General features: G+C 52.4%; 11 protein-coding genes. 5 read left to right on the forward strand and 6 right to left on the reverse strand.

Annotated features, from left to right (window positions below; all coding sequences use genetic code 11):
- Positions 1 to 112 precede the first annotated feature (112 nt).
- The 4 genes from lpdA to pdhR form a co-directional block, all read right to left on the reverse strand.
- Positions 113 to 1,537, reverse strand: a complete 1,425-nt coding sequence (gene lpdA / locus EQY_RS0103675) for a dihydrolipoyl dehydrogenase (protein ID WP_000102484.1) — start codon at positions 1,535 to 1,537, stop codon at positions 113 to 115.
- Positions 1,538 to 1,861: 324 nt separating this feature from the next.
- Complete coding sequence (aceF, locus tag EQY_RS0103680; protein WP_000963502.1) at positions 1,862 to 3,769, reverse strand: pyruvate dehydrogenase complex dihydrolipoyllysine-residue acetyltransferase; 1,908 nt, start codon at positions 3,767 to 3,769, stop codon at positions 1,862 to 1,864.
- A gap of 14 nt (positions 3,770 to 3,783) precedes the next feature.
- Positions 3,784 to 6,447, reverse strand: a complete 2,664-nt coding sequence (aceE, locus tag EQY_RS0103685; protein WP_000003834.1) for a pyruvate dehydrogenase (acetyl-transferring), homodimeric type — start codon at positions 6,445 to 6,447, stop codon at positions 3,784 to 3,786.
- Between the two features lie 160 nt (positions 6,448 to 6,607).
- Entirely contained in the window at positions 6,608 to 7,372 is a 765-nt protein-coding gene (gene pdhR, locus EQY_RS0103690) for a pyruvate dehydrogenase complex transcriptional repressor PdhR (RefSeq protein ID WP_000331776.1), read from the reverse strand.
- A gap of 540 nt (positions 7,373 to 7,912) precedes the next feature.
- On the opposite strand from pdhR, the gene aroP reads away from it, so the two are divergent.
- Positions 7,913 to 9,286 (forward strand): aromatic amino acid transporter AroP, encoded by a 1,374-nt coding sequence (gene aroP / locus EQY_RS0103695; RefSeq protein ID WP_077629639.1) that lies wholly within the window; start codon positions 7,913 to 7,915, stop codon positions 9,284 to 9,286.
- Between the two features lie 42 nt (positions 9,287 to 9,328).
- Here the strand turns inward: aroP and ampE are convergent, their stop codons facing one another.
- Positions 9,329 to 10,183 carry a beta-lactamase regulator AmpE gene (gene ampE, locus EQY_RS0103700; RefSeq protein ID WP_000171976.1) on the reverse strand — a complete coding sequence of 285 codons (855 nt, stop codon included), beginning with the start codon at positions 10,181 to 10,183 and terminating at the stop codon, positions 9,329 to 9,331.
- On the reverse strand, positions 10,180 to 10,731 hold the full coding sequence (ampD, locus tag EQY_RS0103705) for a 1,6-anhydro-N-acetylmuramyl-L-alanine amidase AmpD (RefSeq protein ID WP_000923724.1): 552 nt from the start codon (positions 10,729 to 10,731) through the stop codon (positions 10,180 to 10,182). The genes ampE and ampD overlap by 4 nt, the downstream gene beginning before the upstream one ends.
- An 87-nt stretch (positions 10,732 to 10,818) precedes the next feature.
- Between ampD and nadC the strand changes: the two genes are divergently transcribed.
- The 4 genes from nadC to hofC all read left to right on the forward strand — a co-directional run bounded on the left by nadC (position 10,819) and on the right by hofC (position 14,943).
- Complete coding sequence (gene nadC / locus EQY_RS0103710; RefSeq protein ID WP_001135170.1) at positions 10,819 to 11,712, forward strand: carboxylating nicotinate-nucleotide diphosphorylase; 894 nt, start codon at positions 10,819 to 10,821, stop codon at positions 11,710 to 11,712.
- A gap of 203 nt (positions 11,713 to 11,915) precedes the next feature.
- On the forward strand, positions 11,916 to 12,356 hold the full coding sequence (gene ppdD, locus EQY_RS0103720) for a prepilin peptidase-dependent pilin (RefSeq protein ID WP_000360890.1): 441 nt from the start codon (positions 11,916 to 11,918) through the stop codon (positions 12,354 to 12,356).
- A 9-nt stretch (positions 12,357 to 12,365) separates the two neighbouring features.
- On the forward strand, positions 12,366 to 13,751 hold the full coding sequence (gspE, locus tag EQY_RS0103725) for a type II secretion system protein GspE (protein ID WP_001027405.1): 1,386 nt from the start codon (positions 12,366 to 12,368) through the stop codon (positions 13,749 to 13,751).
- Positions 13,741 to 14,943 (forward strand): protein transport protein HofC, encoded by a 1,203-nt coding sequence (gene hofC, locus EQY_RS0103730; RefSeq protein WP_000157282.1) that lies wholly within the window; start codon positions 13,741 to 13,743, stop codon positions 14,941 to 14,943. Before gspE ends, hofC begins: the two co-directional genes overlap by 11 nt.
- Positions 14,944 to 14,945 lie beyond the last annotated feature (2 nt).

The following is a 14,945-nucleotide window of genomic DNA, read 5'->3' on the forward strand; positions in this document are numbered from 1 at the left end:
CGGATAAGGCGTTTACGCCGCATCCGGCATCAACAACGAGCACTTTGTCAACAATCTGAAGCGGCCAGAATAGCCGCTTCTTAATTTGCCGGATGTTCCGGCACACGAAGAATTACTTCTTCTTCGCTTTCGGGTTCGGCAGGTCAGTGATGCTACCTTCGAATATTTCTGCCGCCAGACCCACAGACTCATGCAGAGTCGGGTGCGCGTGGATGGTCAGCGCGATGTCTTCCGCGTCACAACCCATTTCGATTGCCAGACCGATTTCACCCAGCAGCTCACCGCCGTTAGTACCGACAATTGCACCACCGATCACACGGTGAGATTCTTTGTCGAAAATCAGTTTGGTCATACCGTCTGCGCAGTCGGAAGCGATAGCACGACCAGAAGCAGCCCACGGGAAGGTGGCGGTTTCGTAGCTGATGCCTTTCTCTTTCGCTTCTTTCTCAGTCAGACCTACCCATGCAACTTCTGGTTCGGTATAAGCGATGGACGGGATAACTTTCGGATCGAAGTAGTGTTTCTTACCTGCGATAACTTCAGCAGCAACGTGACCTTCGTGAACACCTTTGTGTGCCAGCATCGGCTGACCGACGATATCGCCGATAGCAAAGATGTGCGGTACGTTGGTACGCAGTTGTTTATCAACGCGGATGAAGCCACGGTCGTCCACTTCCACGCCTGCTTTACCTGCGTCGAGGTTTTTACCGTTCGGCACACGACCAATCGCTACCAGCACGGCATCGTAACGCTGCGGTTCAGCCGGTGCTTTTTTGCCTTCCATCGTCACATAAATACCGTCTTCTTTCGCTTCAACGGCAGTAACTTTGGTTTCCAGCATCAGGTTGAATTTCTTGCTGATACGCTTGGTGAAGACTTTAACGATGTCTTTGTCAGCCGCAGGGATAACCTGGTCGAACATTTCAACCACGTCAATCTGTGAACCCAGCGCGTGGTATACGGTTCCCATTTCCAGACCGATGATACCACCACCCATAACCAGCAGGCGTTCTGGTACTTCTTTCAGTTCCAGCGCGTCAGTGGAGTCCCAGATACGCGGATCTTCATGCGGAATAAACGGCAGTTGGATCGGGCGAGAACCCGCTGCGATGATCGCGTTGTCGAAGTTGATCACGGTTTTACCGTTCTCACCTTCAACTTCCAGGGTGTTCGCCCCGGTGAATTTACCCAGACCGTTGACCACTTTTACTTTGCGGCCTTTCGCCATACCAGCCAGACCACCGGTCAGCTGATTGATCACTTTCTCTTTCCAGGTACGAATCTTGTCGATATCGGTTTTCGGTTCACCGAAGACGATACCGTGTTCAGCCAGAGCTTTGGCTTCTTCGATAACTTTCGCTACGTGCAGCAGTGCTTTAGAAGGGATACAGCCGACGTTCAGGCAAACACCGCCGAGGGTGTTGTAGCGTTCTACGATTACGGTTTCCAGACCTAAATCAGCGCAACGGAAGGCAGCAGAATAACCTGCGGGGCCTGCCCCAAGTACCACGACCTGAGTTTTGATTTCAGTACTCATCATGACCTCTATTTATTTATCTCCGGCGGTCATACCCGTCGTCTTTCAGGCCGCAGCGGCGTTAGCTTCACGCCCTCACCCCAGTCACTTACTTATGTAAGCTCCAGGGGATTCTGGCGCTTGCTACCTTGCTGCACCCAGAAATCCATAGGGTATGTGAAGTAATACCCTAACCACCACCGGGTCGTTCTATCCGTCGGTATTTTACAAAATTGTTAACAATTTTTAAACAACAAACGGCAACCGATTTGTCTATTCGCTAATAATCTCAATACATTCATGAGATTACCAGAAAAAAGCCGGCCGATGGGCCGGCTCTTTTATTTACATCACCAGACGGCGAATGTCAGACAGCGTGTTGTTAATGATGGTAATGAAACGGGCACCATCAGCACCGTCGATCACGCGGTGGTCGAAGGAGAGAGAGATCGGCAGCATCAGACGCGGCACGAACTCTTTACCATTCCACACCGGCTCCATCGCGGACTTGGAAACGCCGAGGATAGCCACTTCCGGCGCGTTCACAATCGGCGCGAAGTGGGTAGTACCCAGGCCGCCGATGCTGGAGATGGTGAAGCAACCGCCCTGCATTTCGCCCGCAGTCAGCTTACCGTCACGCGCTTTCTTAGAAATAGTCATCAGCTCGCGAGACAGCTCGATGATGCCTTTCTTGTTGACGTCTTTGAATACCGGAACAACCAGACCGTTCGGGGTATCCACCGCCACACCGATGTTGATGTATTTCTTCAGGGTCAGACGCTGACCGTCCTCCGACAGCGAACTGTTGAAGCGAGGCATCTGCTCAAGTGCCGCAGCAACGGCTTTCATGATGAAGACAACTGGGGTTATCTTCACATCCAGCTTACGTTTCGCTGCTTCTTCGTTCTGCTGTTTACGGAACGCTTCCAGCTCGGTGATATCGGTTTTGTCGAAGTGAGTAACATGCGGGATCATCACCCAGTTACGGCTCAGGTTAGCACCAGAGATTTTCTGGATACGGCCCAGTTCCACTTCTTCGATTTCACCAAACTTGCTGAAGTCCACCTTCGGCCACGGCAACATGCCAGGGATACCGCCGCCAGTCGCTGCCGGAGCCGCTTCTGCACGTTTGATAGCTTCTTTCACGTAAGCCTGAACGTCTTCGCGCAGGATACGACCTTTACGGCCAGTGCCCTTCACTTTCGCCAGGTTAACGCCAAACTCGCGTGCCAGACGGCGGATCAGCGGAGTCGCGTGAACGTAAGCGTCGTTTTCAGCAAATTCAGATTTACCTTCCGCTTTCGCAGCCGGTGCTGCTGCCGGTGCTTCAGCTTTTGCTGCTGGAGCCGGCGCTGCCGCTTCCTGTTTCACCGGAGCTGCCGCAGGCGCTGCGCCTTCAACTTCGAAGATCATAATCAGCGAGCCAGTTTTCACTTTATCGCCAACGTTGACTTTCAGTTCCTTCACGACGCCCGCGAACGGAGCCGGAACTTCCATAGAGGCTTTGTCGCCTTCTACGGTGATCAGTGACTGTTCAGCGGCAACTTTGTCGCCCACTTTCACCATCACTTCGGTCACTTCAACTTCGTCACCGCCGATATCCGGAACGTTAACTTCTTTCACGCCAGCCGCTGGTGCAGGTGCTGCTGCCGGAGCCGCTTCCTGTTTAGCCGCCGGAGCCGGAGCTGCCGGAGCTGCCGCACCTGCTTCACCCGCAACTTCGAAGATCATAATCAGCGAGCCGGTAGACACTTTGTCGCCAACGTTCACTTTGATCTCTTTCACGGTGCCTGCAAACGGCGCCGGAACTTCCATAGAAGCCTTGTCGCCTTCAACGGTGATCAGCGACTGTTCAGCTTCAACTTTATCGCCCACTTTCACCAGGATTTCGGTCACTTCGACTTCGTCGCTGCCGATATCCGGAACGTTAACATCTTTTGCCGCCGCTGCCGCTGGTGCTGCTGCCGGAGCGGCTTCTTTCTTCTCTTCTGCCTGAGCAGGTGCAGCGTCAGCTGCACCGTCGGCGGAATCGAAAATCATAATCAGTGCGCCGGTCTGGGTTTTGTCGCCAACAGAGACTTTGATCTCTTTAACGATACCCGCCTGCGGAGACGGAACTTCCATAGAGGCTTTGTCGCCTTCTACGGTGATCAGCGACTGTTCGGCTTCAACTTTGTCGCCCACTTTGACCAGGATCTCGGTGATTTCAACTTCATCAGCCCCGATGTCCGGTACTTTGATTTCGATAGCCATTATTCTTTTACCTCTTACGCCAGACGCGGGTTAACTTTTTCTGCATCGATGTTGAATTTGGCGATTGCGTCAGCAACCACTTTCTTATCGATTTCGCCACGTTTAGCCAGTTCGCCCAGCGCCGCAACCACTACGTAGGAAGCATCAACTTCGAAGTGGTGACGCAGGTTCTCACGGCTGTCGGAACGACCGAAGCCATCAGTACCCAGGACGCGGTAGTCGTCAGCCGGTACGTAAGTACGGACCTGCTCAGCGAACAGTTTCATATAGTCGGTAGATGCCACTGCCGGAGCGTCATTCATCACCTGAGCAATGTACGGAACGCGCGGAGTTTCCAGCGGGTGCAGCATGTTCCAGCGTTCACAATCCTGACCATCACGCGCCAGTTCGGTGAAGGAGGTCACGCTATAAACGTCAGAACCTACGCCGTAATCTTTCGCCAGGATCTCTGCCGCTTCACGGACGTGACGCAGGATAGAACCGGAGCCCAGCAGCTGAACTTTACCTTTGCTACCTTCAATGGTTTCGAGTTTGTAGATACCTTTACGGATACCTTCCTCAGCACCTTCCGGCATTGCCGGCATGTGGTAGTTTTCGTTCAGCGTAGTGATGTAGTAGTAAACGTTCTCTTGTTTTTCACCGTACATACGCTCCAGACCGTCATGCATGATGACAGCAACTTCGTAAGCGTAAGCCGGGTCGTAAGAGATACAGTTCGGGATAGTCAGCGACTGAATATGGCTGTGACCATCTTCGTGCTGCAGACCTTCACCGTTCAGGGTGGTACGACCGGAAGTACCGCCGATCAGGAAGCCACGCGCTTGCTGGTCGCCAGCCGCCCAGCACAGATCGCCGATACGCTGGAAGCCAAACATCGAGTAATAGATGTAGAACGGAATCATCGGCAGGTTGTTGGTGCTGTAAGAAGTCGCCGCTGCCAGCCAGGAACAACCTGCGCCCAGCTCGTTGATCCCTTCCTGCAGAATCTGACCTTTCTCGTCTTCTTTATAGTAAGCAACCTGCTCGCGGTCCTGCGGGGTGTACTGCTGACCGTTCGGGCTGTAAATACCAATCTGACGGAACAGACCTTCCATACCGAAAGTACGCGCTTCGTCGGCGATGATCGGCACCAGACGATCTTTGATCGACTTGTTCTTCAGCATCACGTTCAGGGCACGAACGAAAGCGATAGTGGTAGAGATCTCTTTGCTCTGCTCTTCCAGCAGCGCGCCGAAGTCTTGCAGGCTCGGCAGCTCCAGCTTCTCGGTGAAGTTCGGCTGGCGGCTTGGCAGATAACCGTGCAGTTTCTGACGCTGAGCGTGCAGATAGGTATGCTCTTCAGAACCTTCCGGGAAGGTGATGTACGGCAGTTTTTCGATATCTGCATCAGACACCGGCACATTGAAACGGTCGCGGATGTGACGCACGCCGTCCATGTTCATTTTCTTAACCTGGTGCGCGATGTTTTTACCTTCAGCCGCGTCGCCCATGCCGTAACCTTTAATGGTATGAGCAAGGATTACTGTCGCTTTGCCTTTGGTTTCCTGCGCTTTCTTAAATGCAGCGTAGATTTTCTTCGGATCGTGACCACCACGGTTCAGTGCCCAGATCTGCTCGTCAGTCCAGTCTGCAACCAGTGCTGCGGTTTCCGGATATTTACCGAAGAAGTGTTCACGAACGTACGCACCATCTTTCGATTTGAAGGTCTGGTAGTCGCCGTCAACGGTTTCGTTCATCAGCTGGATCAGTTTACCGCTGGTATCTTTACGCAGCAGTTCATCCCAACGGCTACCCCACATCACTTTGATCACGTTCCAGCCAGCACCTTCGAAGATGCCTTCCAGTTCGTTGATGATCTTGCCGTTACCAGTTACCGGGCCGTCAAGACGCTGCAGGTTACAGTTGATAACGAAGACCAGGTTATCCAGTTTTTCACGGGTAGCGATGGTAATCGCACCTTTGGATTCCGGTTCGTCCATTTCACCGTCGCCGAGGAACGCGTAAACGGTCTGTTTAGAGGTATCTTTCAGGCCACGGTGTTCCAGATATTTCAGGAATTTAGCCTGGTAAATAGCACCAATCGGACCCAGCCCCATAGATACGGTCGGGAACTGCCAGAATTCCGGCATCAGTTTCGGGTGCGGATAGGAAGAGAGGCCATTGCCGTGAACTTCCTGACGGAAGTTATCGAGCTGCTCCTGAGTCAGACGACCTTCCAGGAAAGCACGAGCGTAAACGCCCGGGGAAATGTGGCCCTGGAAGTAAACCAGGTCGCCGCCATCCTGCTCGTTGCGTGCACGGAAGAAGTGGTTAAAGCACACATCATAAATGGTTGCGGAAGACTGGAAGGATGCCATGTGGCCGCCCAGTTCCAGATCTTTTTTGGATGCACGCAGAACCGTCATGATGGCGTTCCAGCGGATAGCTGAACGAATACGGCGTTCCAGTTCCAGATTACCCGGATACTCCGGTTGTTCTTCAACGGGGATGGTGTTGATGTAGTTGCTGACGCCGGTGCCTGCGGCTACGTTGACTCCGCCTTTGCGGGCTTCAGCAAGCAGTTGGTCGATCAGATACTGAGCACGCTCAACACCTTCTTCACGGATGACCGATTCGATCGCCTGGAGCCAGTCGCGAGTTTCGATCGGATCCACGTCATTTGGGAAACGTTCTGACATGGGTTATTCCTTATCTATCTAATAACGTTTAGTTTTCTGGAACCTGTCCCATTGAACTCTCACCGGAAAGCTCAATAAGACAGGTTCTACGTTTAGTTGCCGCGCTTTTATATGCGCTTGATTTACAACATCTTCTGGCTAATTTTCACCAGAAAAATCACTAATTCTTTCGTTGCTCCAGACGGCGCAGAGAACGCTCACGGCGACTCTCTTCACGGCTTCTGTCGAGCAAAATTTCTTCGATAAAGGCCAGATGGCGATGTGATGCTTCGCGCGCTTCTTCCGGCTTACCGGCCATAATCGCTTCGAATATGCGGGTGCGGTGACTACTCACCAGCGGCAGCATCTCGCGACGCGAATAGAGCAATTCGAAGTTCTGACGGACATTCTGAGCCAACATCGGCTCCATACACCTTAGCAGATGAAGCAAAACCACATTGTGGGCCGCTTCGGTGACGGCAATCTGATACTGGAGTACGGCGTTTGATTCCGCGTCCAGATCGCCAGACTGCTGCGCCAGCTCTATGGCGTGATGGAGTTCACGGATGCGTTCCTTGTCTTCATCGGTACTACGCAGCGCGGCGTAATAAGCGGCGATACCTTCCAGGGCGTGTCGTGTTTCGAGCAAGTCATACTGTGATTCAGGATGGTCGGAGAGCAGCTCCACCAGCGGATCGCTGAAACTTTGCCAGAGGCTGCTCTGGACAAAAGTGCCGCCACCCTGGCGACGAAGCAACAAGCCCTTCGCTTCGAGACGTTGAATCGCCTCACGCAAGGAGGGACGGGAGACGTCGAACTGTTTCGCCAGTTCGCGTTCCGGTGGGAGTTTTTCGCCCGGACGAAGTGTGCCTTCGAGGATCAAAAACTCCAGTTGCTGCTCAATCACATCGGAGAGTTTTGGTTGGCGGATTTTGCTGTAGGCCATGAGTTCCTGTCTTAAGCCACTTGCCGAAGTCAATTGGTCTTACCAATTTCATGTCTGTGACGCTAAAGTAACAAAGTATTCACCTCATGTCCATACAGGTTTTGATTGAAATCATGAAACTGTGCACATTTTAACAACTTGACACATATGACGTTTCAAAGTTGTAACTATGCACAAATGTAGACTTTACGTGAGTAATGGTTTTTTTAACGTTTATTAAACTATAAAAATCCGAATTGAACCGATTCACTTACCAATTTTTCGATTTTTAATGCCATTAAAATGAATTTATATTCATTTATTGCGGTGGGGTGTTTCGGGGCTTCCCTTTACAAACGATTTCTTTTTAGGCAACTCATCTTCAACCTGGCATAAAGCGAGTGCATTCGCTGCCGCATACCATTATTCTTGAACTGACGGAAGTCCCTTTGTAACAATTCAAACGCCTTTGATGTAAACAAATTAATACAACAAACGGAATTGCAAACTTACACACGCATTACTGCGTAGATCAAAAAAACAATCACCGCACGAGGTTTCATGATGGAAGGTCAACAGCACGGCGAGCAGCTAAAGCGCGGCCTTAAAAACCGCCATATCCAGCTTATCGCGCTGGGTGGCGCGATAGGAACCGGGCTATTCCTGGGAAGCGCCTCCGTAATACAGTCCGCAGGGCCAGGGATTATCCTGGGTTACGCTATTGCCGGTTTTATCGCCTTTCTGATCATGCGTCAGTTAGGTGAAATGGTGGTCGAAGAACCGGTAGCAGGCTCCTTCAGCCACTTTGCTTATAAATACTGGGGCAGCTTTGCTGGTTTCGCCTCTGGCTGGAACTACTGGGTACTGTACGTTTTAGTTGCCATGGCAGAGCTTACTGCCGTCGGCAAATACATTCAGTTCTGGTATCCGGAAATCCCCACCTGGGCTTCGGCCGCCGTATTCTTTGTGGTGATCAACGCCATCAACCTGACCAACGTTAAAGTGTTTGGCGAGATGGAGTTCTGGTTTGCCATTATCAAAGTTATCGCGGTGGTGGCGATGATCATCTTCGGTGGCTGGCTGCTGTTTAGCGGCAACGGCGGCCCGCAGGCGAGCGTTAGCAACCTGTGGGATCAAGGTGGCTTCCTGCCGCACGGCTTCACCGGGCTGGTGATGATGATGGCGATTATCATGTTCTCGTTCGGCGGTCTGGAACTGGTGGGCATCACCGCAGCAGAAGCAGATAACCCGGAGCAAAGTATTCCCAAAGCGACTAACCAGGTTATCTACCGCATCCTGATTTTCTACATTGGTTCCTTAGCCGTTCTGCTCTCGCTGATGCCGTGGACACGCGTTACCGCCGATACCAGTCCATTTGTGCTGATCTTCCACGAGTTGGGCGATACCTTTGTGGCTAACGCCCTGAATATCGTGGTATTGACGGCGGCGCTTTCGGTTTACAACAGTTGCGTCTACTGCAACAGCCGTATGCTTTTCGGTCTGGCACAACAAGGAAACGCACCGAAAATGCTCGCTTCCGTCGATAAACGCGGCGTACCGGTAAACACCATTCTGGTCTCTGCGTTGGTTACGGCATTGTGCGTACTGATTAACTACCTTGCCCCAGAGTCCGCATTCGGACTGTTAATGGCGCTGGTGGTTTCCGCTCTGGTAATCAACTGGGCGATGATTAGCCTGGCGCATATGAAATTCCGTCGCGCCAAACAAGCACAAGGCGTGGTAACTCGCTTCCCTGCCCTACTCTATCCACTTGGTAACTGGATCTGCCTGCTGTTTATGGCGGCGGTACTGGTAATTATGCTGATGACGCCGGGAATGGCGATTTCGGTTTACCTGATCCCGGTATGGCTGCTCGTGTTAGGCATCGGTTATCTGTTTAAAGAGAAAACCGCAAAAGCCATAAAAGCGCATTAATCTCTCTACGCCCTCACCCGCGCTGGGTGAGGGCTACAATCTTTACACCAACGCTCCGTAAATCGTCAGTAGCGCAATCACCACCACAACCACGAACGAAGTTTTCTTCGCCATTGAAACCGCTGCTTTCGGCGTCTCCACCTTATCAACATGCGGTTCACGCGCCAGAGAGAACTGCGCCAGACGCGTTAACACCTGATATTGCGAAGTATGGAAATCACCCAGCGAAGCAAACCAGGCAGGTAATGCTTTCTCACCGTGACCGATCAAGGCATATACCACACCCGCAAGACGAACCGGCACCCAATCCAGCACATGAAGCACGGCATCAATGCCGGACTGTAAACGATGATGCGGCGTCTGGTAACGCGCCAGCCAGTATTGCCATGCACGCAAAAACGCATACCCCATCAGCGTAACTGGCCCCCAGGTTCCCCCTACAATCAACCAGAACAGCGGCGCCAGGTAAAAACGGAAATTGATCCACAGCAGTGCATTTTGAAGCTCACGCAAGAACTCACGTTCATCACAACCTGCAGGAACACCGTGAATCATGGTTAATTCGCCAGCCATCGTGGAACGGGCATGGTTATCGTTACGTGAAGCGGCTGTCAGATATGCATGATAATGGAGACGCACTTTACCCGCGCCAATACACAGTAAACCAAGCAACAGCCATACCAGCAGCGTCGGGACGTTGAACAATAACCCATGCAACGCGCGCAACAGCAAAAAAGTCACCCCCATCGCAATAATGGTCATACCTAACGTGCGCCCCAGCGAAAAATGTTTCACCCCCCGAAAGAACGCTTCAAGACGGTGATCAAGCTGCCAGTGCTCGCCCAACTTAAACAGGCGCTCAAAAATTAGCACCAGTAAGGTTGTAAATAGCGTCATGTTGTCTCCTTGCTAACCAGCGCACGAAACCGTGCCCAATCAAATGCAGGACCGGGATCGGTTTTCCGCTCCGGCGCAATATCGCAATGCCCCGTCATGTTTTTAGCGATATCTGGATAGCGATCAATCAGCGCCCGCGTAACCGCCGCAAGCTGTTGATACTGCGCATCGGTGTACGCCAGCGTGTCAGTACCTTCCAGCTCAATCCCAATAGAAAAATCATTACAGCGTTCGCGACCTTGATACTGAGAGACTCCCGCGTGCCAGGCGCGTTTATCGAAAGGAACATACTGGACAATTTCACCATCACGGCGAATCAAACAATGAGCGGAAACGCGCAAATGGGCGATCTCAGCAAAGAAAGGATGTGCCTGCGGATCAATAGTTCCGGTGAATAATGCGTCGATCCACGGACCGCCAAACTCGCCTGGCGGCAGGCTAATATTGTGCACCACCAGCAGGGTGGGTGTTTCGTCATCCGGGCGACAATCGTAATGTGGTGAGGGAACGCGGCGCGCGCCGACCAGCCACCCCTGTTCTAACAACATGCAGGATCTCCTTATATGTGGTGCTAATACCCGGTTCAGAGTAGCATGTTTCTACCTTATGATTCGTTAGCTATCTGGAGTTTTAACATGCCGCCTCGCCGCTATAACCCTGACACCCGACGTGACGAGCTGCTGGAACGCATTAATCTCGATATCCCCGGCGCGGTGGCTCAGGCGCTGCGGGAAGATTTAGGCGGAACAGTCGATGCCAACAATGACATTACGGCAAAACTTTTACCGGAAAATTCTCGCTCTCATGCCACGGTGATCACCCGCGAGAATGGCGTATTTTGCGGCAAACGCTGGGTTGAAGAGGTGTTTATTCAGCTGGCAGGCGACGATGTCACCATCATCTGGCATGTCGATGACGGCGATGTCATCAACGCCAATCAACCCTTGTTCGAACTTGAAGGCCCATCCCGCGTGCTGTTAACGGGCGAACGCACTGCGCTCAATTTTGTGCAAACTCTTTCAGGGGTTGCCAGTAAGGTACGCCACTATGTCGAATTACTGGAAGGCACCAACACGCAGTTGTTGGATACGCGCAAAACCTTACCCGGCCTGCGTTCAGCTCTGAAATACGCGGTACTTTGCGGCGGCGGAGCGAATCACCGTCTGGGGCTTTCTGATGCCTTCCTTATCAAAGAAAACCATATTATTGCCTCCGGCTCAGTGCGTCAGGCGGTCGAAAAAGCGTCCTGGTTGCACCCGGATGCGCCAGTAGAAGTCGAAGTAGAAAATCTGGAAGAACTTGATGAAGCCCTGAAAGCAGGTGCCGATATCATCATGCTGGATAACTTCGAAACAGAACAGATGCGCGAAGCCGTCAATCGCACCAACGGCAAGGCGCTACTGGAAGTGTCTGGCAACGTCACCGACAAAACTCTGCGCGAATTTGCCGAAACGGGCGTGGACTTTATCTCCGTCGGTGCGCTAACTAAACACGTACAGGCACTCGACCTTTCAATGCGTTTTCGCTAATTGCTGACAGATTTATCCGCTCCGTAGCGGGCGGATAATCTTCCCTTCCCCCATCTTTCTTCGTAACGCCTCGCAAATTTCTTGTCTTTCACTGCAACGTAATAAAAAACCCCGGAAGCTGCTTTCCCGTTTTGTTTTTTGCCCCTCGCCTGTGCCGATGGCGTTTGCCAAAGTAGCGCCAACGAAATCAAGGAGCAAAACAGATGGACAAGCAACGCGGTTTTACACTTATCGAACTGATGGTGGTTATTGGCATCATTGCCATTTTAAGCGCCATCGGCATTCCCGCTTATCAAAACTACCTGCGCAAAGCCGCACTCACCGACATGCTACAAACCTTTGTGCCTTACCGTACCGCCGTAGAGTTGTGCGCGCTGGAACATGGTGGAATAGATACCTGCGACGGTGGCAGTAATGGCATTCCCTCGCCTACCACCACCCGCTATGTTTCAGCCATGAGTGTGGCAAAGGGCGTGGTGTCGCTGACCGGGCAAGAAAGTCTCAATGGGCTAAGCGTCGTCATGACACCGGGTTGGAATAACGCAAACGGCGTCACCGGCTGGACGCGCAACTGCAATATTCAAAGTGACAGCGCGTTGCAGCAAGCCTGCGAAGATGTCTTCCGCTTTGATGACGCTAACTAAGGAGCGGCCATGAATATTTCACAGCTCACCGCCCTGTGTCTGCGTTATCAGGGAGTCTTGCTGGATGCCAGCGAAGAGGTGGTTCATGTGGCGGTGGTCGATGCGCCTTCGCATGAATTCCTCGACGCCTTACATTTTGCCACCACTAAACGCATTGAGATCACCTGCTGGACGCGCCAGCAGATGGAAGGTCACGCCAGTCGCGTACAACAAACGTTGCCCTTAGCCGTTCAGGAGAAGCATCAGCCCAGAGCAGAGTTGCTGACCCAAACGTTACAATCTGCGCTGGAACAACGCGCGTCTGATATTCATATCGAACCAGCAGACAATGGATACCGTATCCGCCTGCGTATCGACGGTGTACTGCATCCTTTGCCGGACATTCCGCTGGATATCGGAGTGGCATTAACCGCCAGATTAAAAGTGCTGGGAAGCCTGGATATTGCGGAACATCGCCTGCCGCAGGACGGGCAATTCACTGTCGAACTGGCAGGGAACGCCGTCTCATTTCGTATTGCGACCTTGCCATGTCGGGGCGGTGAAAAGGTGGTATTACGGTTGTTACAGCAGGTGAACCAGGCGCTGGATGTCAACACGCTGGGAATGCAGCCGTTACAACTGGCGGACTTTGCTCATGCCCTACAGCAACCACAGGGACTGGTGCTGGTAACTGGCCCTACCGGAAGCGGCAAAACGGTCACGCTTTATAGTGCCCTGCAAACGCTGAATACCGCTGACATTAATATTTGTAGCGTCGAAGATCCGGTTGAGATCCCCATCGCCGGGCTAAACCAGACGCAAATACATCCGCGTGCCGGGCTCACCTTTCAGGGCGTTTTGCGTGCGTTATTGCGCCAGGATCCTGACGTCATCATGATCGGAGAGATCCGCGATGGCGAAACGGCAGAAATCGCCATTAAAGCCGCGCAAACGGGTCATCTGGTATTGTCTACGCTACACACTAATTCCACCTGCGAAACGCTGGTGCGTTTACAGCAAATGGGGGTCGCCCGCTGGATGCTCTCGTCGGCGCTCACGCTGGTAATAGCCCAGCGTCTGGTACGCAAACTTTGCCCACATTGTCGCCGGCAGCAAGGGGAGCCTATCCATATTCCCGACAATGTATGGCTATCGCCGCTGCCCCGCTGGCAAGCACCCGGTTGTGAACATTGCTACCTCGGTTTTTATGGTCGCACGGCCTTGTTTGAAGTTTTGCCCATAACACCGATTATACGTCAGCTTATTGCCGCTAATACCGACGTTGAATCGCTGGAAACGCACGCCCGACAGGCGGGAATGCGCACGCTTTTTGAAAACGGCTGCCTGGCCGTGGAGCAAGGCTTAACCACCTTTGAAGAGTTAATCCGCGTATTGGGGATGCCGCATGGCGAGTAAGCAACTCTGGCGCTGGCATGGCATAACCGGCGACGGCAATACGCAAGATGGGATGCTATGGGCAGAGAGCCGTGCTTTGCTGCTTATGGCACTACAGCAACAGATGGTTACCCCACTAAGCCTGAAGCGAATCGCCATCAATTCTGCGCAGTGGCGAGGAGATAAAAGCGCGGAAGTCATTCATCAACTGGCGACGCTACTCAAAGCCGGGTTGACGCTTTCTGAAGGGCTGGCACTGTTGGCGGAACAGCATCCCAGTAAGCAATGGCAAGTGTTGCTCCAATCACTGGCGCACGATCTCGAGCAGGGCGTTACCTTTTCCAATGCTTTATTACCCTGGTCAGAGGTATTTCCACCACTCTACCAGGCGATGATCCGCACGGGTGAACTGACCGGTAAGCTGGATGAATGCTGTTTTGAACTGGCTCGTCAGCAAAAAGCCCAGCGACAGCTGGCCGACAAAGTGAAATCAGCATTGCGCTATCCCATCATCATTTTAGCGATGGCAATCATGGTGGTTGTGGCAATGCTGCATTTTGTTCTGCCGGAGTTTGCCGCTATCTATAAGACCTTCAACACCCCACTACCGGCACTAACGCAGGGGATCATGACGCTGGCAGACTTTAGTGGCGAATGGGGCTGGCTGCTGGTGTTGTTCGGTTTTCTGCTGGCGATAGCCAATAAGTTGCTGATGCGCCGCCCGACCTGGCTTATCGTGCGACAGAAATTGCTGTTACGCATCCCGATTATGGGTTCCCTGATGCGGGGACAAAAACTCACGCAGATTTTTACGATTCTGGCGCTGACACAAAGTGCAGGGATTACTTTTTTACAAGGGATTGAGAGCGTCAGAGAAACAATGCGCTGCCCATACTGGGCGCAACTTCTGACACAAATCCAGCACGATATCAGTAACGGTCAGCCTATCTGGCTGGCGCTAAAAAATGCCGGTGAGTTTAGCCCACTCTGTTTGCAATTAGTGAGAACAGGAGAGGCATCCGGCTCGCTGGATCTCATGTTAGATAACCTCGCTCACCATCATCGGGATAACACGCTGGCGCTGGCAGATAATCTTGCAGCCTTACTGGAACCGGCGTTGCTGGTTATTACAGGAGGAATTATCGGTACACTGGTGGTGGCAATGTATCTGCCAATTTTCCATTTAGGCGATGCGATGAGTGGGATGGGATAACG

Source organism: Escherichia sp. TW14182, assembly GCF_000208525.1.
Lineage (GTDB): Bacteria > Pseudomonadota > Gammaproteobacteria > Enterobacterales > Enterobacteriaceae > Escherichia > Escherichia ruysiae.